Source organism: Streptomyces sp. NBC_00448, assembly GCF_036014115.1.
GTDB lineage: Bacteria > Actinomycetota > Actinomycetes > Streptomycetales > Streptomycetaceae > Actinacidiphila.
The window spans coordinates 5,826,372-5,842,294 of the sequence record NZ_CP107913.1 but is presented as its reverse complement, the minus strand read 5'-3'; the positions used below and the strand labels follow the sequence as shown (position 1 = coordinate 5,842,294).

The 15,923-nt window shown below is 70.4% G+C and carries 19 protein-coding genes, 1 tRNA gene and 1 pseudogene; 12 read left to right on the top strand and 9 right to left on the bottom strand.

What is annotated here, in order from left to right; translation table 11 throughout:
• Nucleotides 1-825, top strand: a pseudogene (locus OG370_RS25050) (hypothetical protein); the annotation flags it as partial.
• A 401-nt stretch (nt 826-1,226) separates the two neighbouring features.
• Complete coding sequence (locus OG370_RS25045; RefSeq protein ID WP_328467947.1) at nt 1,227-2,960, top strand: cell division protein FtsK; 1,734 nt, start codon at nt 1,227-1,229, stop codon at nt 2,958-2,960.
• On the opposite strand, the gene OG370_RS25040 is transcribed toward OG370_RS25045, so the two are convergent.
• Together OG370_RS25040 and OG370_RS25035 are read right to left on the bottom strand one after the other, a co-directional pair.
• Entirely contained in the window at nt 2,955-3,959 is a 1,005-nt protein-coding gene (locus OG370_RS25040; protein ID WP_328467945.1) for a DDE-type integrase/transposase/recombinase, read from the bottom strand. The two genes, OG370_RS25045 and OG370_RS25040, sit on opposite strands and share 6 nt — an antisense overlap.
• A 20-nt stretch (nt 3,960-3,979) precedes the next feature.
• A complete protein-coding gene (locus OG370_RS25035) occupies nt 3,980-4,360 on the bottom strand; it encodes a hypothetical protein (protein WP_328467943.1) in 381 nt (126 codons plus the stop codon).
• 138 nt (nt 4,361-4,498) lie between these two features.
• Between OG370_RS25035 and OG370_RS25030 the strand changes: the two genes are divergently transcribed.
• Entirely contained in the window at nt 4,499-4,825 is a 327-nt protein-coding gene (locus OG370_RS25030) for a hypothetical protein (protein ID WP_328467941.1), read from the top strand.
• Between the two features lie 11 nt (nt 4,826-4,836).
• Here the strand turns inward: OG370_RS25030 and OG370_RS25025 are convergent, their stop codons facing one another.
• Nucleotides 4,837-5,628 (bottom strand): barstar family protein, encoded by a 792-nt coding sequence (locus OG370_RS25025; RefSeq protein WP_328467939.1) that lies wholly within the window; start codon nt 5,626-5,628, stop codon nt 4,837-4,839.
• A gap of 199 nt (nt 5,629-5,827) precedes the next feature.
• Here OG370_RS25025 and OG370_RS25020 point away from each other — a divergent pair, with 199 nt between their 5' ends.
• The 8 genes from OG370_RS25020 to OG370_RS24985 all read left to right on the top strand — a co-directional run bounded on the left by OG370_RS25020 (nt 5,828) and on the right by OG370_RS24985 (nt 9,565).
• The gene (locus OG370_RS25020) at nt 5,828-6,079 is read left to right on the top strand and encodes a hypothetical protein (protein WP_328467937.1); all 252 of its coding nucleotides are present in this window, start codon (nt 5,828-5,830) and stop codon (nt 6,077-6,079) included.
• A 36-nt stretch (nt 6,080-6,115) separates the two neighbouring features.
• Nucleotides 6,116-6,310, top strand: a complete 195-nt coding sequence (locus OG370_RS25015) for a hypothetical protein (protein ID WP_328467935.1) — start codon at nt 6,116-6,118, stop codon at nt 6,308-6,310.
• A gap of 17 nt (nt 6,311-6,327) precedes the next feature.
• Nucleotides 6,328-6,561, top strand: coding sequence for a hypothetical protein (locus tag OG370_RS25010; protein WP_328467933.1), 234 nt, complete (start codon nt 6,328-6,330; stop codon nt 6,559-6,561).
• A gap of 32 nt (nt 6,562-6,593) precedes the next feature.
• Nucleotides 6,594-7,214, top strand: a complete 621-nt coding sequence (locus OG370_RS25005; protein WP_328467931.1) for a hypothetical protein — start codon at nt 6,594-6,596, stop codon at nt 7,212-7,214.
• A gap of 32 nt (nt 7,215-7,246) precedes the next feature.
• Complete coding sequence (locus OG370_RS25000) at nt 7,247-7,564, top strand: DUF6303 family protein (RefSeq protein WP_328467929.1); 318 nt, start codon at nt 7,247-7,249, stop codon at nt 7,562-7,564.
• A gap of 87 nt (nt 7,565-7,651) precedes the next feature.
• Nucleotides 7,652-7,981: a hypothetical protein gene (locus OG370_RS24995; RefSeq protein WP_328467927.1), complete on the top strand. Its 330-nt coding sequence runs from the start codon at nt 7,652-7,654 to the stop codon at nt 7,979-7,981.
• A gap of 1 nt (nt 7,982) precedes the next feature.
• Nucleotides 7,983-8,195, top strand: coding sequence for a helix-turn-helix transcriptional regulator (locus tag OG370_RS24990; protein WP_328467925.1), 213 nt, complete (start codon nt 7,983-7,985; stop codon nt 8,193-8,195).
• Entirely contained in the window at nt 8,192-9,565 is a 1,374-nt protein-coding gene (locus OG370_RS24985) for a tyrosine-type recombinase/integrase (protein ID WP_328467923.1), read from the top strand. Before OG370_RS24990 ends, OG370_RS24985 begins: the two co-directional genes overlap by 4 nt.
• Before the next feature lie 183 nt (nt 9,566-9,748).
• Here OG370_RS24985 and OG370_RS24980 read toward each other — a convergent pair.
• A tRNA-Tyr gene (locus OG370_RS24980) sits at nt 9,749-9,830 on the bottom strand.
• Nucleotides 9,831-10,039: 209 nt separating this feature from the next.
• On the opposite strand from OG370_RS24980, the gene OG370_RS24975 reads away from it, so the two are divergent.
• Complete coding sequence (locus tag OG370_RS24975) at nt 10,040-10,528, top strand: YajQ family cyclic di-GMP-binding protein (protein WP_328467921.1); 489 nt, start codon at nt 10,040-10,042, stop codon at nt 10,526-10,528.
• Nucleotides 10,529-10,629: 101 nt separating this feature from the next.
• Here OG370_RS24975 and OG370_RS24970 read toward each other — a convergent pair whose 3' ends face one another.
• From OG370_RS24970 to OG370_RS24950, 5 genes are all read right to left on the bottom strand, one after another.
• Nucleotides 10,630-11,139, bottom strand: coding sequence for a peroxiredoxin (locus OG370_RS24970; RefSeq protein WP_328467919.1), 510 nt, complete (start codon nt 11,137-11,139; stop codon nt 10,630-10,632).
• Between the two features lie 145 nt (nt 11,140-11,284).
• On the bottom strand, nt 11,285-11,677 hold the full coding sequence (locus tag OG370_RS24965) for a YccF domain-containing protein (RefSeq protein ID WP_328467917.1): 393 nt from the start codon (nt 11,675-11,677) through the stop codon (nt 11,285-11,287).
• A complete protein-coding gene (htpX, locus tag OG370_RS24960; protein WP_328467915.1) occupies nt 11,674-12,534 on the bottom strand; it encodes a zinc metalloprotease HtpX in 861 nt (286 codons plus the stop codon). Before htpX ends, OG370_RS24965 begins: the two co-directional genes overlap by 4 nt.
• A 161-nt stretch (nt 12,535-12,695) precedes the next feature.
• The gene (locus tag OG370_RS24955; RefSeq protein WP_328467913.1) at nt 12,696-14,351 is read right to left on the bottom strand and encodes an NADH-quinone oxidoreductase subunit N; all 1,656 of its coding nucleotides are present in this window, start codon (nt 14,349-14,351) and stop codon (nt 12,696-12,698) included.
• Nucleotides 14,351-15,916 (bottom strand): complex I subunit 4 family protein, encoded by a 1,566-nt coding sequence (locus OG370_RS24950; RefSeq protein ID WP_328467911.1) that lies wholly within the window; start codon nt 15,914-15,916, stop codon nt 14,351-14,353. Before OG370_RS24950 ends, OG370_RS24955 begins: the two co-directional genes overlap by 1 nt.
• Nucleotides 15,917-15,923 lie beyond the last annotated feature (7 nt).

Below are 15,923 nucleotides of genomic sequence, written 5' to 3'. Positions count from 1 at the left end.
ATAGTCCTCACCCGCAACCCGGCAGCCGTCTGCGCCTTTGCCACCGTCGCGGCCTGGTCCGGATGGCTCCTTCTCCGGCGACTGCGACGCGGCACGCCGGCCATCCGCGTCGCTGCCCTGGCGGCCGTCGGCTGCACGGCCTACAGCGCCGACACGTCATGGCGGTTCGCCGCCGACTACCTCGACATGGCGGGTACGGCCGAGCGTACCGCCATGTTCGGAGCAGCTGAACTCGCCCTCTTTGCAACCGCGTTGCTGGCCCGGCAGAACCTGAACGGGCCGACCTCGGCTCCCGGCGTCCCCGGCGTGCTCGTCTGGGTGATCACGGGAGTGCAGATCATCCCCGCGTACGCGGAGTCCGGCCCGGTCGGCGGCACCGTGCGGGCTTTCGTGGGTCCCGTGTTGGCCGCGTTGCTCTGGCACCTCGCGATGGGCATCGAGCTACGACATCGCGCGCCGGAGGCATCGTCCAACGGGTTCGGGGCCCTGCTCGTAAGGGAGTTGCGAGAGCGGCTCCTCTCCCGGCTCGGGATCGCGGAACGGCACCGCGACGCCGCTCAGATCACCCGCGACCGGGCCACCGTACGAGCGGTGGGGCTGGCCGCCCGTCTTGCCGAGATCGGCCCGGCGCGACGAGAAAAGCGGCGCGGACGGCGGACCGCGCGGCGGCTGTCCGTGGCCGTGGCAAAGGCGTCCGTGGGTACCGATGCCGCTCAGCGCGGCAAGCTGCTCGACCAACTCGCAGCCCGCCGCCACGCGGCCGGCCTCGCGACGGTCGCTCTGCCGTCGCCCTGGGCTCCTCCTCCGGACCCTGCCGCTTCAGCGCTGGCCAGGCAGGTCCGCGACCAGATGGCTCACGCCACCGCGAATGTTCGCCGGTATCCCCGGACGCTGTTCACCGAACTCCCGCGGGTGAACAGCCGCCTGGACGACGTCCGTCCTGCCGACCGTTCACCCGCCAAGCTCGGCACATCCGAGGCGTTGGCGGCCATCGAACGCGGCTGGACCGACGGTCTCACCGTCCGCGAGACCGCCCGCCGCGCCACCCGCGCCCCGAGCTACGTCCACAGCGTGTTCGTACGCCTCGACCGTGAACGCGGCCCGCGTCCGGTGAACGCCGAACGCTGAGGCCACTCGCCCCGTGCCACCCCATCACCGGGGCCCGGCCGCTGCTTTGGCGGGTAGGGCCGGGCCCCGGCGTGCCTCCGCGCAGGAAGGAACCGCCAGTGAACCATGACCTCAACGACGACCCCGCGAAAGCGTCCTTAGCTCCACCCGACTCCGAGCTCCTGGTCGACAGGCTCAGCGACCGGTCCGGCCCCGGTCTCACCCACCGCATCCGTGGTGCGAAGCGCCGCCCCGTCGTCCCGCCGTGGGCCCGCTCGCGACGCGAACTCCGCGGCGCGGCACGGTGGGCGGGCGGGTACGTCGGCCACGTCAGCGCGTATCACGCGATCCGGGCGCCCTGGTACGCCTTCCGCCTCATCCTGCAAGCACCCCGCGGCGCCGCCCGGTTCGTCGGCGGCTCGCTGCGGTGGGTGGGCGACGCGGAAGGCGGGCCCCTGCGCCAAGCGGCGGCCACGCGCGAGGACGTCGAGGAGTACCTGAAGCTCTCGCGGCAGCGGGACCGCCGGGTGCGGTGGCGTACGGTCGTCGGCGCACTCGCGGCGATCTGCGGCACGGTGACCGCGCTCGCGCTGTACCTACTCGGCCCGGCGTGGATGGTCGCCGCGTGTGGCGCGGCGCTCACTCTCGCCTTCGGCCGGCTCGGTCAGCCGGAGGACGCACCGATCATCCACAGGGCTGTGGAAATCCCGAAGGCGACCAAGCTCACGAGCGACATCGTGCTTCGTGCGCTCGGCGCTCTCGGCATTCCCGCGATCAACCAGGGGCAGGCCAAGGGTAATCCGGGCTTCGCCTTCACCGCGCCCATCACCCGCGACGGGCCCGGGTGGCTCGCCGAGGGCGACCTCCCTTACGGCGTCACCGTCGCCGATGTCCTCGACCGGCGCGAGAAGTTGGCGAGCGGGCTACGGCGCCCGCTCGGGTGCGTATGGCCGGAGGCGGTCCCGGACGAGCACACCGGGCGACTGCGGCTGTGGGTCGGCGACCAGGACATGTCCCGGACCCGGCAGCCCAAGTGGCCGCTCCTGGAAGCTGGTTCGGTCGACCTGTTCAAGCCCCAGCCGTTCGCAACCGACCAGCGCGGACGTTGGGTGAGCCAGACGCTGATGTACGTCTCCGGGATCGTCGGAGCCGTCCCGAGGATGGGCAAGACCTTCCTCCTGCGCCTGGTCCTGCTGATCGCGTGCATGGACCTGCGCGCCGAGATCCACGCGTACGACCTCAAGGGCACCGGCGACCTGTCGCCCCTCGCCCGCGTCGCCCACCGATACCGGGCCGGCGAGGAAGAGGACGACATCGCGTACGCCCTCGCCGATCTGCGCGAGTTGCGCGCGGAGTTGAGGCGCAGGGCGCGCGTCATCCGCGAACTCCCGAAAGACCTCTGCCCGGAGTCGAAGGTCACCTCCACACTTGCCGACCGCAAGTCGCTCGGGCTCCACCCGATCATCATCGGCGTGGACGAATGCCAGAGGTGGTTCGAACACCCCCAATACGGAGCCGAGTTCGAGGAGCACTGCACCGACCTCGTCAAGCGCGGGCCTGCGCTGGGCATCACACTGCTCCTCGCCACCCAACGGCCCGACTCCAAGTCGCTGCCGACCGGCATCTCGGCGAACGCCACCGTGCGGTGGTGCCTCAAGGTGATGGGCCAGATCGAGAACGACATGGTGCTCGGCACCGGCTCGTACAAGCGCGGCATCCGCGCCAACACCCTGGCCTGGGCAGACAAGGGCATCGCATGGTTCGTCGGCGAGGGAGCCGACGCCCGCATCGTGCGGTGCGTCGAGGTCGACGCGGAAGATTTCAAGTCCAGTGAGACAGTTGTGATGCTATGAGCTTTGTGGTGTTGGTTCTCGGCGCTTGGCGGGATCGTTGATCCAGGCAGTCCGGGGTATCTCGGGTGGCCGGGGGCGGCGCCCGAAGCGTTCGGGGTGGTGTGCGTATGCCTGAGCGAGGGTGGCGGCCCGTTGGTCGCGGACCTCGTCGGCGGTGCCGAAATGGATGCTGGCGGGGGTGTGCCAGGCGATGCCGGAGTGACGGTGCTCGTGGTTGTAGTAGGCGATGAACGCCTCGAACCACTCACGGGCATGGGCCAGGGAGTCGAACCTTTCCGGGAAGTCCGCCATGTACTTCGTGGTCTTGAACTGGGCCTCGCTGTAAGGGTTGTCGTTGGAGACCTTGGGTCGTGAGTGCGACCGGGTGACGCCCAGATCGATCAGCAACTGGGACACCTTCTTGGAGGTCATGGACGTGCCGCGGTCGGCGTGCACGGTGTTGGGCACGATGCCGTTGAGGGCGATGGTCTCGCGGATCAGTTCCTCCGCCCGCTGGGCGGACTCGGCGCGTTCGACGGTGTGGCCGGCGATGTACCGGCTGAAGATGTCGATGATGACGTAGGCGTGGTACCAGACGCCCTTCGTCGGTCCGGCGACCTTGGTGATGTCCCAGGAGAAGACCTGTGACGGGCCGGTGGCGACCAGTTCCGGCACCACCCGGGGAGGGTGGGTCGCCTGGCGGCGGCGTTCACCGCTTTGGCTGTGTTCCCGCAGGATCCGGTACATCGTGGAGACCGAGCAGTGGTAGCGGCCGGCATCCAGCTCGCGGGCCCAGATCTGCGCGGGCGGCAGTTCCGCGTACTCGGCGCTGTTCATCAACTCCATTACGGCCAGGCGCTCTTCGGCGCTCAGGGCGGACGGCTGGGCGCCGGCCGTGCGGGGTCGGGGTGCGGCCGGTGGCCGCAGCCGGCGGTAGTGGGTGGCGCGGGAGCGGCCGGTCAGTCGGCAAGCGGCCACGACACCTAGCTCGGTCTCGACGCCGTGGAAGGCGTCGTTCATGACCGGGGCGGCGGCAGACTTCAGTCCGCGCCCCTGGAGATCATGTCCAAGAGCGCGGAAGCTTTTCCCATGACCTCCAGGGCGGCCTTGTTCTGGGCCAGTTCCTTCTCGAGCCGCTCCACCCGGCGACGCAGTTTGTCGTTCTCCGTCTCGGCGTCCGACTTCTTCGGCCTCGCGGGGCTCGTGCGGCGGTCGGCCAGGTTCTCCAGGGCGCCGGCGTCCCGAGCGGCCCGCCATTCCTTGACGTGAGAGTGGTAGAGGCGCTCTCGGCGCAGGATCGCACCCTTCTCGTTCTTCGGGGCCGCGTCGTACTCGGCGACGATCCGCAGCTTGTACTCCGGGCTGAAGGAGCGACGCTTCGGCCTGGGCGCGGGATCGGGCGCGGGATTCGTGCTGGTCATGAGGGGATGGTTCTCCTGTCGGTGCCCTCTCAGGCTAACCCGGCAAAGCCGGATGTCTCACACAAGGCTGACAGAGAGGGCGCGCCCGCCGCTGACGCGTTGGCCCTGCGTGTCCACGAACTACGGAAGCGGGCCGGGATGCTGACCGGGCAAGCCCTCGGCGAGGACACCGTAGCCGCGAGCTCGGCCTCGTACGACCTGCTCACCGACCTCGTCTCCGCGCTCCCGTCCGGCAAGGCGAAGGCATGGAGCGAGGACATCGTCACCCGGCTCGCCGATCTCCGTCCCGAGGTCTACGCCCAGTGGACGCCGGAGCAACTGGCAGCCGCCGTCAAGCCGTACGGCCTCCGCACCGTGCAGGTGTGGGGCACCGCCGACGGCAAGGGCGCCAACCGCCGCGGCCTGCGCCGCGAGGACGTCCTCAAGGCGCTTGCCGAGCGCGAGAGGAAGCCGCACGCCGCTTGAACCACTCACTCCTAGCGGAGTTGGACGTCCACCGCGTGGTCTCGAAACACGTCCATGAGCACGCCGAACCAATCGTCATCCCCACCGGCCGACGCTGAGCGGAGGGCAGCCACCCCGAGTGCAGAGTTATTCCAGATGAGGGTGAAGGGAGTTCTCGTACCCCAGCGACCGTACAAACAGTCGTTCACGGCGGCGAGGTTCCATCCGAAGTAGCCGCCTGGCCCGTTCACCGCCTCGCCCAACGCGCAGTAGAAGCTGGTCGTGTCCGTGATGAGGCTACCGTCGAGTTCGTGGACCGTCCCGACGGGGTCGTCCTCGTTCTGCGACCTTTGGCTGTGCCACAGCGCCACAGACAGCCAGGCCCATCGGCCCCCCGCATCCAGGTCGTGCCACAACCCTTTGCGGTTCAACGCACCCGAGCGGACGAGGTCCCAGACCCGATCCGCCTGCGGAAGCAGGTCGTCGCACCACAGGCTCACGGTCAGATCAACCAGGCCCGCTCCACGCGCTGACGGGCTGGACTCCTCCACAGTGACCCGGTTGACGAAGTAGCTACCGATCTCCCGCCCGGAAGCATCCAGGAACGCGAGATCGGCATTGCCGGCGTTCGCTCGCTTCGTACCGACCCGAGCGGACGCTCGCAACAGGCCACCGCGAGGCGCACAGCCCAGCAGCTCAACCCTGCGTCGACCGTCTCCCAGCGGTGTGAACAAACCGATGGCGTCTTCCGCGTAGCCCCAGAAGTCGGCCTCATCGTCGTTGCTCGTCAGGGAGTACAACGCTCCCGAGGTGGCGCCGACCACCGCATCTTCCTCCCCTGATCGGTACTCCGATCTTAGGTGCTCGACTCTGCACCCCCCGGCACTACGGGTTTCGACCTAGCACCGCGCCCCGCTAGGTCTAGCACCTCCGCTAGCGCCCCACACCATCCCTGACCTGGCCGCTAGCTCCTAGCGGCCCACCTTCCGCACGCCCTGATTCCGCCCTGGAAAGGGGTCTCTCATGCCTCCACTCGCCGCCGCTATAGCCCTCACAGCGATCGCGATCGCCTGTTACGCCGCCCTGTGCGCGGCCAGCCCGCTCGGCGTCTGCCGCAGGTGCGGCGGGTTCGGCTTCAAGGTGCGGCAGAACCGGCGCGGACGGATCGTCCGCGGCCGGGAGTGCCGCCGCTGCCGCGGCTACGGGCAGCGCGTTCGCGTCGGCCGCCACCTCTACAACGTCGCCACGCGGCTGCACCGCGAAGGCACCCGCTGACCGCGGGGCCGCCCCGCTCCCGAGAAAGGCACCCCGATGGCTTTCAGCATCTCCGCGCTCGTCCTGTTCGGCGCCCTGGTGGCCCTGCTCATCCGCTACCGCGCTCTCGGCGCCGGCGCCGCGATCGTCGCTCTGCTCTTCGGCTTCTACCTCGCCCGCAGCAGCGCCGCCCCTTCCGTCGACCAGATCATGTCCGCCCTCCGCGACGCCATCCCCGGCAACCACACATGACCCCAAGGGAGTTCACCATGTGCGTCCAGAACACCGCGCCCCGGCTCTCCCTGATGGCCGTCGGCGACCTCCGCGACGCCCTCACCGCCCTCGAACTCGGCCAGGGCCCCACCGCGATCACCGCGTTGATGTCCATCGACCCCGAGTCCTGGCAGGCCATCGAACACCGCCTCGCCGCCGTCGGCGGAGACCTCCGCCAACTCCTCGAACGCGCCGGACTGTCCACCACCCCGGCCGACCCGCTGGCCTGACGCCCCGCCCGACTCACCCAACGGAGGAACCCATGCCCGACACCACCCCGGAATGGCACCTCACACTCCTCGAAAGCGTGCACGCCCTCGGCGCCGCCTCCCGCGAACTGCGCGACGCCCACCAGCACGCCCGCCACACCGCCCGCACCACCGACCCGGCCCGCATCATCCCCGTCCCCGGCCTGCTCACCGTCCCGGGCAACGCCGAGCCCGTACGCCCCCACGACGAAGCCCTCTGGCAGCTCAGCGACCTCTACCTCGTCCTCGAACACCACACCCGCGACCTCTACGAGAACGCCGCCCTCGGCTACGCCCACGGCACCGCCACCGCCCTGGCCGCCGTCCTCCGCGCCGACCGCCCCCACCACGCCAAGCTGCCGCGCGACCGCAACGGCAACTACCCCGTCACCGCCGACGGCCTCCCCGACCTCGGCGACTCCCTCACCGTCCAGGCCGGCAGCCGCCACCTCGCCGACCTCCGCAAGCAGCTCATCGCGTGCGAGCAGGCGCAGGACAACGAAGAGGCCGACACCGAGACCGAGTTGTCGACCGCCCTCGCCGACACCGCCCACGCCTACGGCGAGCACGCCGAGCGCACCCTCCACCACCTCATCCACTTCGCCGACGTCCACGGCTTCCTGCACGCGAGCTGAGCGCACCCGAACCTCACCGACGAAAGGAGCGCATGCCCGACACCCGCGCGATCCGCGCCCACATGATCCAGTCCTACGACGGCACCGAATGGCAGGTCTTCGTAGCCCTGCCGGACGAAGCCCGCTGGCCCACCGTCCCCTTCCCCCTCGCCGACGGCATCCCCACCCTCCGCGCCCGCACCACCGCCCTCGCCGACCTCGGCTACACCCTCCTCGACGGCGAACACACCTGGGACTGGATGGAAACCGTCTTCGAAGGCGACCCCGACGGCACCGTCTCCCTCGTCGCCACCACCACCGTCGCCCCGACCCACCCCACCGACGACGCCGCCGACGACGAAGACACCTGACTCAACCCGGAGCAGCGGCCAACCGGCCAAGGAAACCCGCTGCTCGGCCTCCCACCCCGCCACAACGGCACAGGAGGTGCCCCCAGCATGCCCGACCCCACTCACCCGAAACCGCCGCTCACGGCCCAGACCGACGCCTTACGCGCCCTGCTCCGCATCGCCGAACTCCACCCCTCCCTCCCCGGCGCCTACGTCGTAGCGCACAACCTCATGCCGGACCGCGTCGACGTACAACTCGACACCCCGAGCGCCTGGGAGAGCTGGCGCGAGATCCTCAACGCCCCCACCGGCTCGGCCACGCACCGCACCTTCGACAACCGCCGACACCTGGAGTGCGTGACCGCTGTCGGCAAAACGGCCATCCGCGTCTACGCCGTCTTCCCCCACATCCATGACACCGACGCCGGGGCGGTGTGAGGTGACCACCCACTACCGCCGTCACCACCGGCCGCCGACGGACGAGTTGTTGCCGATGTCCGTCGTCTTGGACGAACTCGGCATCACCCGGGCATCCTGGTACCGCTGGCGCAACCGGGGGGTGGGACCGAAGGCCCACCGTCTCCCGAACGGCCACTTGCGTGTTCGCCGCAGCGAACTCGAATCGTTCCTCCGCGAAATGGAGGAAGCGTGACCGAGTGGAGTTACACCGTCAGGGTGTGGTCCATCCGCAAGCGCCCGTACCGCAAGCCGTACCAGCTTCGTTGGCAGGTGGGCATCCGGCCGCACTCCGAGTCCTTCCTGACGTCCGGGCTCGCGGAAAGCCGTCGGGCCGAACTCATCACCGCGGCGAGGGCCGGCGAGCCGTTCGACGTCGAAACCGGGCTGCCCAAGTCGAAGGTGCAGAAGCAGAAGGACATCTCCTTCTACCAGCACGCGCGGAACTACGTGGAACTCAAGTGGGACCACGCACCGGCGAAGATCCGCACCGGGTACGCCGAGACCATGGCCACCATCACCGCCGTACTCGTCAAGGACACGAAAGGGATGCCTGACGCCAAGCTGGCACGGCGAGCCCTCTACGGCTGGGCGTTCAACAAGAACCGCTGGGCGGACGAGCCGCCGGAGGACATTCAGCGGGCTCTGGCGTGGTTCGCCAAGAAGTCGCTCCCGATCTCCGCCCTCGCGGACGCACCGACCGTACGCAAAGCGCTCGGTGCGTGCGCGAAGCGACTCGACGGAAAGACCTCTGCGGCGTCCGTCATCCACCGCAAGCGGGCCGTCTTCCACCAGGCACTCGGATTCGCGGTGGAAGCGGATCTCCTCACCGAGAATCCCCTTCCGGCACTTCAGTGGAAGCCGCCGGAGCAGATCGAGGAAGAACTCGACCCGGAGTGCGTCCCGGACCCGGAGCTGGCCGAGTCGCTGCTCGAATCCGTCGCCGATCAGGGAGCGCGCGGCCGTCACCTCAAGGCGTTCTTCGGCTGCATCTACTACGGCGCCGCCCGACCCGGCGAGATCGTCGGGCTCAGCCGCCCGGACCTCAAGCTCCCGCGTCGCGGCTGGGGAATGGTCCGACTGCACGAGAGCCGACCACGCGCCGGCCGCCCGTGGACGGACTCGGGCGAGGCCCACGATCAGAAAGGACTCAAGCACCGCCCCCGCAGCGCCGTCCGCTGGGTCCCGATCCCACCGGAACTCGTCGCCCTCCTCCGCTGGCACATCACCGTCTACGGCTACGCGCCCGACGACCGCGTCTTCCGTACCGCCCGCGGCGGCATCGTCCAGGAGAGCGGCTACGGCGAGGTCTGGCGCCGCGCCCGCGAGGACACCCTCTCCCCCGACGAGCTGAAAACGAAGCTCGCCAAACGCCCGTACGACCTGCGCCACGCGGCCGTCTCCACCTGGCTCAGCTCCGGCGTCGAACCCCAACTGGTCGCCCACCGCGCCGGCCAGAGCGTCGCGGTCCTCTTCCGCTTCTACGCGAAGTTCCTCAAGGGCGGCGACGACGAGGCCAACGCCAAGATCTCCGCCCGCCTCGCCCAGCGGAGGGGGCCGTCCTGACCGTGGCCGCCGCTCGGCCCGCAACCGCAGGTGGGAGCGGCCGATCCCGTCCACGCCTCGTCCAGAGAGACTGGTAGACGGCGGCTCGGGGCGGGGCTGAGCGGGGCACGCCGGCTCCCCCGCCCCGCACACGAAGAGGGCCCCCTTCCCGCGCAAGCGCAGGTCGGGGGCCTCTTCTGGGTGTGGCGGCACGTGGATTCGAACCACGGTAGGCTAAGCCGACGGATTTACAGTCCGCTCCCATTGGCCGCTCGGGCATACCGCCATGAGATGTGCCTCGGGCCGGCCTGGGGGGCCGGGGGTCGTGGCGACGGGGTAAACGATACCTGATGCAGAGGGGTGGTTCGCCACCGGATTGATCAGGGCATCGGGGGCGCGGGTGGCTAGGCTGGGCCGGTGGCGGTGCCGGGTCGGGCCGTCGCGGAAGTGATGGAACCGACGTACCGATGAACACAGTCAAGGAGCCCACTGAAGATGGCCGACTCCAGTTTCGACATCGTCTCGAAGGTCGAGCGGCAGGAGGTCGACAACGCCCTCAACCAGGCCGCCAAGGAGATCTCGCAGCGCTACGACTTCAAGAACGTGGGCGCGTCGATCGCTTGGTCGGGCGAGAAGATCCTCTTGGAGGCGAACTCCGAGGAGCGTGTGAAAGCGATCCTGGACGTCTTCGAGACCAAGCTGGTGAAGCGGGGGATCTCGCTGAAGTCGCTGGACGCGGGCGAGCCGCAGCTGTCCGGCAAGGAGTACAAGATCTTCGCCACGATCGAAGAGGGCATCTCCCAGGAGAACGCCAAGAAGGTCGCGAAGATCATCCGGGACGAGGGCCCGAAGGGCGTCAAGGCGCAGGTCCAGGGCGACGAGCTGCGGGTCAGCTCCAAGAGCCGTGACGACCTCCAGTCCGTGCAGGCTCTGCTCAAGGGCAAGGACCTGGACTTCGCGCTCCAGTTCGTCAACTACCGCTGACCGGCGGCGAGAGCGGCGGCAGTAGTAGGAGGAACGGCAGGAACGGCGAGAGGCCGGCTGGGCGTCCACGCACCCACGCCGGCCTCCGCCTCCGCGCTCCGCTACTCCCCGCTCCCGGCCTCGCCCGAACCGGCGGCCCCGCCTGAAGCGGCGCCCTCCCCCTGCAACCGCTTCACCACCGCCAGCGCGTCGTCCACGTGCCCGCCGATGTTCATCATCGACGAGAAGGCGTGCCGGACGGTGCCGTCCTGGTCGATGACGAAGGTGATCCGGCCGGGGACGACGCCGAGCGTCGTGGCGCCGTACTGCTTGCGGACCGCGCGGTCGCGGTCGGAGAGCAGAGTGAAGGGCAGTTCGTGCCGCCCGGCGAACTTCTCGTGCGACTCGACGGTGTCGGAGCTGACGCCGATCACCTCGGCGCCGGCGTCGGAGAAGCTCTCGTAGCCGTCGCGGAAGCTGCACGCCTCGGCGGTGCAGCCGCGGGTGTTGTCCTTGGGGTAGAAGTACAGGACGACGACCTTCTCCCGCAGCCGCTCGCTGAGCGTCACCCCGGTGCCCGACTGGTCGGGAAGGGTGAAGTCCGGTGCCTTGTCGCCGACTTGCAGGGTCATCGCGATCTCCTCGGTAAGGGCTGGACTAGGAGAGTACGGGCCCGGGCGACGGTCCGTTCACCGCGCGCCCGACCCCGCGCCCCGCCGTGAGTCGCCCGGTCCCGTGCCTCGCCTCGCGCCCCGCCCCCGGTCCGGCCCCGCCCGCTCAGCGCGTGGCGAACGGCTGATCGGTCGGCACGATCTCCTTGCCCAGCGGCATCAGCGACAGCGGGATCAGCTTGAAGTTCGCGAGGCCGAACGGGATGCCGATGATCGTGATGCACAGCGCGATCCCGGTGACGATGTGGCCGAGTGCCAGCCACCAGCCGGCGAGGATCAGCCACAGCACGTTCCCGACGAAGGAACCGGCTCCGGCGTCGCGCCGCTCGACCGCCGTGTAGCCGAAGGGCCACAAGGCGTAGATGCCGATCCGGAAGGCGGCGACGCCGAACGGGATGCCGATGATGGTGATGCACAGGATCAGCCCGGCCAGGAAGTAGCCCAGGCACATCCACAGCCCGCACAGCACGAGCCAGATCACGTTCAGGATCGTCTTCATCGGTTACGACCTGCCATCTCTTCCAGGCGCGAGATGCGCTCTGCCATCGGCGGGTGGGTCGAGAACAGCTTGGAGGCGGCGCCCGGGCGGAACGGGTTGGCGATCATGAGGTGGCTGGTGGTCTCCAGCCGGGGTTCGGGCGCCAGGGGGCGCTGCTGGGTCCCGGCGTCCAGCTTGCGCAGTGCGGAGGCGAGCGCGAGCGGGTCGCCGGTGAGGCGGGCACCGGAGGCGTCCGCTTCGTACTCCCGCGAGCGGGAGACGGCGAGCTGGATCACGGAGGCGGCGATCGGGCCGAGGATCATCAGCAGGAGCATGCCGAGGATGCCGGGGCCGTCGTCGTCGTCGGAGCGGCCGATCGGGATCAGCCACGCGAAGTTCGCCACGAAGACGATGACGGAGGCGAGCGCGCCCGCCACCGACGAGATCAGGATGTCCCGGTTGTAGACGTGGCTCAACTCGTGGCCGAGCACGCCGCGCAGCTCGCGCTCGTCGAGGATCTGCAGGATGCCCTCGGTGCAGCAGACCGCCGCGTTGCGCGGGTTGCGGCCGGTGGCGAACGCGTTCGGCGCCTCGGTGGGCGATATGTACAGCCGCGGCATCGGCTGGCGGGCGGCCGTCGAGAGCTCGCGCACGATCCGGTAGATCTCGGGCGCCTCGAACTCGCTGACCGGGCGCGCGCGCATGGCCCGCAGCGCCAGCTTGTCGCTGTTCCAGTACGCGTACGCGTTCGTGCCCAGGGCGATGACGAGCGCCACGATGAGCCCGGTCCGGCCGAAGAACGCGCCGATGACCAGGATGAGTGCGGACAGCCCGCCGAGGAGTACGGCGGTCTTCAGCCCGTTGTGCCGGCGGTGCACGTGCGCCCTCCAAAGTGTGCGTCGGGGGGATCTCCCCCTTCAGGAAAACCTCCTGGACTGGTCAACGCGACTCGGACGCCGTTGGTTCCCCCGCGCGCACGCAGCGCTACCGCCCGAGCCGCCTCGGCGACCGGTCCCACCTGCGGCGCCCGCGGCGGCGCTCACAGCAGCACCCCTTCCGCGTAGCGCAGCACGATCTGGGGCGCGCCGGACAGCACCACACCGGCCGCCGCGGCGAGCGCGATGGCGGCGGTCAGGGCGAAGGGCGTACGTACGGCCGTCGTGATGCCCGCTCCGTCGCCCGCCGCGCCCACCGTGCCGTCCATGTCCCCTTCCTTCCCGCTCTCCGCGCGTCCGAACAGCAGCGCCGTCCACCGCAGGTAGTACACGAGGGCGATCGCCACGTTGACGGCCATGATCACCGCGAGCCAGCCGTGCTGGGCGTCGACGGCCGTGGAGAAGACGGCCACCTTGGCGAACAGGCCGATCAGCCCGGGCGGCAGTCCGGCGAGGCACAGCAGGAAGAAGGCGAGCGCGAGGGCGGCCGCGGGCCGGGACGCGTACAGGCCGCGGTAGTCCGTCAGCCGGCCGCGCGGCGCACCGCGGCTGACCAGGGCCGCGACGGCGAAGGCGCCGAGGTTCACCACCGCGTACATCAGGGCGTACGCCACGGTGGTGCCGACGTGGTAGCCCGCGGGGCGTCCGGCGGCCTCGGCGGCGAGCGGCACGAGCAGGTAGCCGGCCTGCCCGATCGACGACCAGGCCAGCAGGCGTACGGCGCCGCGCTCGGCGTCGGGACGCTGCCGCAGGGCGCCGACGTTGCCGACGGTCATGGTCAGCGCGGCGAGGACGCCCATCGCCGGGCCAAGGGTGCCGGCGTACGGGTGGAAGGCGAGCGTGGTGAGCAGGATGAGGCCGGAGAAGCCGGCCGCCTTGCCGACCACCGAGAGGTAGGCGGCCACCGGCAGCGGGGCGCCCGCGTAGGTGTCGGGCACCCAGAAGTGGAAGGGCGCCACGGCCAGCTTGAAGGCGAAGCCGAGCAGCGTCAGGGCGGCACCGGCCTTGCCGAGGGTGTGCAGCTGGCCGGGTTCGTGGCCGAGCGTACGGCCGATCCGGTCCAGGTAGAGCGTGCCGGTGGTGGCGTACAGGAAGCTGACGCCGAGCAGCGACACCGCGGTGGCGGTCACCGAGGTGAGGAAGAACTTCAGCGCGGCCTCGCTGCTCAGCCGGTCGCCGCGGCGCAGCCCGACCAGGGCGAACGACGGCAGCGTGGTGACCTCCAGCGCGACGATCAACGTGGCCAGGTCGCGGGAGGCGGGCAGCAGGGTGGCGCCGGCCGCCGAGGCCAGCAGCAGGAACCAGAACTCGCCGGCCGGCAGCTCCTCCTCGACCGCGGGCGCGGACAGCAGCGCGGTCAGCAGCGCCCCGCCCAGCACCAGCACCTGCACCACGAGCGCGAAGCGGTCGGCGGTGTACGAGCAGCCGCCGCCGGTGACGTCGGTACGGCAGAAGGTGGCGTGGTGGCCGGCCCGCAGCGGGATCAGGGAGAGCAGCGCGAGCGCGAGCCCGGCGACCGTCACCCAGGCCAGCAGCTGCTTGCGGCGCGGCGGCAGGAACAGGTCGGCGACCAGCAGCACGACGGCCAGCGCGGCCGGGATCGCGGCCGGGGCGACCGCGCTCCAGTCGACGGACTCGGTCAGCGACGAGGCCAGCGCGAACCCGGGGCCGTGCACCAGGCCGGGGGCCGGGCTGGGGGCGGGGCCCGCGGAGGCGATCGCATCCGGAAGCGCGGCGGGGATCGCGCCGAGGGAGGTCATCAGCTTCCTCCGAGCAGGGAGCGTACGGCCGGATCGGTGAGGCTGAGCAGAAGGGCGGGCCACAGCCCGGCCAGCACGGTGAGCGCGGCCAGCGGCGTCCACGCGGCGAACTCGTAGCCGCGTACGTCGGCCAGGGCCGGCTGGGCCCGCGCGGTGTCGCGGTCGCCCATGCACATCCGGCGGACCACGGTGAGCAGGTAGGCGGCCGTCAGCAGGGTGCCGAAGGCGGCGACGGCGGTGAAGGTGAGATACGCCGGACGGCTGAGCCCGGCGCCGGGCTTGAAGGCGCCGAACATCGCCAGCATCTCCCCCCAGAACCCGGCCAGGCCCGGTAGCCCGAGCGAGGCGACGGCGCCAAAGGCCAGCAGCCCGCCCAGCCGGGGAGCCCGCCCGTAGAGGGCCGCCCCGGTGCGGCCGGCGAGCTGGTCGAGGTCGCTGCTGCCGTAGCGGTCCTTCAGGGCGCCGACGAGGAAGAAGAGCAGGCCGGTGATGAGGCCGTGGGCGACGTTGGCGAAGAGGGCGCCGTTGACGCCGGTGGGGTTCATGGAGGCGATGCCGAGCAGCACGAAGCCCATGTGGCCGACCGAGGAGTAGGCGATGAGCCGTTTGAGGTCGCCGCCGTTGCCCTGCCGGACCAGCGCGAGGCAGGCGAGCGAGCCGTAGATGATGCCGACGACCGCGAAGGCCGCCAGGTACGGGGCGAAGGTGTGCATCCCGCCGGGCGCGATCGGCAGCACCACGCGGACCAGGCCGTAGGTGCCCATCTTCAGCAGCACCCCGGCGAGCAGCACCGAGCCCACGGTGGGGGCGGCGGTGTGGGCGTCGGGCAGCCAGCTGTGCAGCGGCCACATCGGGGCCTTCACGGCGAGGCCGAGACCGATCGCGAGGACCGCGACGAGTTGCGTGGTGTGACTGAGGTGTGACCCGTTGTCAGTGGCGAGTGCCACCATGTCGAATGTGCCCGCTTTCACCCCGATGAGGAGCAGGCCGAGCAGCATGATCACGGAGCCGAGAAGGGTGTAGACGATGAAGCGCAGCGCCGAGCGTTCCCGGTTCGCGCCGCCCCAGCGGGAGATGAGGAAGTACATCGGGACCAGCACGGTCTCGAAGGCGAGGAAGAAGAGGATCAGGTCGAGGACGGCGAAGCTGGCCAGCGTGCCGCCTTCGAGCAGCAGGAGCAGGGCGACGAAGGCCCGGGGCCGCGGGCCGTCCGGCATCTTGAAGTACGAGTACAGCGCGCACAGGAAGGTCAGCAGCGCGGTCAGCACCAGCAGGGGCAGCGAGATGCCGTCGACACCGAGGTGGAGGTGGATGCGCAGCGCGGGAATCCAGTTGAGGTCGGTGGTGGCCTGCATCTTCGCCGGGTGGTTGTGGTCGAAGCCGGCGGCGAGCACGATCGCGAGGACCAGCACCGCGCCGGTGACGGTCACGCCGTGCCGCAGCACCGCCTGGTCCGGGCCGCGGCCGCGCAGACCGGGCGGGGGCGGCAGCAGGGCGCCGACCGCGCCGAGCAGCGGCAGCACGAGGATCGCCGCGAGGATGTACTGAAGGGCGGTGTCGTTCACTTCGGGC

Excerpts from the sequence above, each read along its gene's own strand:
- OG370_RS25010 (WP_328467933.1), top strand. The coding sequence starts at position 6,328 with ATGTGCGTCCAGAACACCGCGCCCCGGCTCTCCCTGATGGCCGTCGGC.
- OG370_RS25020 (WP_328467937.1), top strand. The coding sequence starts at position 5,828 with ATGCCTCCACTCGCCGCCGCTATAGCCCTCACAGCGATCGCGATCGCC.
- OG370_RS25005 (WP_328467931.1), top strand. The coding sequence starts at position 6,594 with ATGCCCGACACCACCCCGGAATGGCACCTCACACTCCTCGAAAGCGTG.
- OG370_RS25000 (WP_328467929.1), top strand. The coding sequence starts at position 7,247 with ATGCCCGACACCCGCGCGATCCGCGCCCACATGATCCAGTCCTACGAC.
- OG370_RS24975 (WP_328467921.1), top strand. The coding sequence starts at position 10,040 with ATGGCCGACTCCAGTTTCGACATCGTCTCGAAGGTCGAGCGGCAGGAG.
- OG370_RS25015 (WP_328467935.1), top strand. The coding sequence starts at position 6,116 with ATGGCTTTCAGCATCTCCGCGCTCGTCCTGTTCGGCGCCCTGGTGGCC.
- OG370_RS24955 (WP_328467913.1), bottom strand. The coding sequence starts at position 14,351 with ATGACCTCCCTCGGCGCGATCCCCGCCGCGCTTCCGGATGCGATCGCC.
- OG370_RS24970 (WP_328467919.1), bottom strand. The coding sequence starts at position 11,139 with ATGACCCTGCAAGTCGGCGACAAGGCACCGGACTTCACCCTTCCCGAC.
- OG370_RS24965 (WP_328467917.1), bottom strand. The coding sequence starts at position 11,677 with ATGAAGACGATCCTGAACGTGATCTGGCTCGTGCTGTGCGGGCTGTGG.
- OG370_RS25030 (WP_328467941.1), top strand. The coding sequence starts at position 4,499 with ATGCTGACCGGGCAAGCCCTCGGCGAGGACACCGTAGCCGCGAGCTCG.
- OG370_RS25035 (WP_328467943.1), bottom strand. The coding sequence starts at position 4,360 with ATGACCAGCACGAATCCCGCGCCCGATCCCGCGCCCAGGCCGAAGCGT.
- OG370_RS24995 (WP_328467927.1), top strand. The coding sequence starts at position 7,652 with ATGCCCGACCCCACTCACCCGAAACCGCCGCTCACGGCCCAGACCGAC.
- OG370_RS25040 (WP_328467945.1), bottom strand. The coding sequence starts at position 3,959 with ATGAACGACGCCTTCCACGGCGTCGAGACCGAGCTAGGTGTCGTGGCC.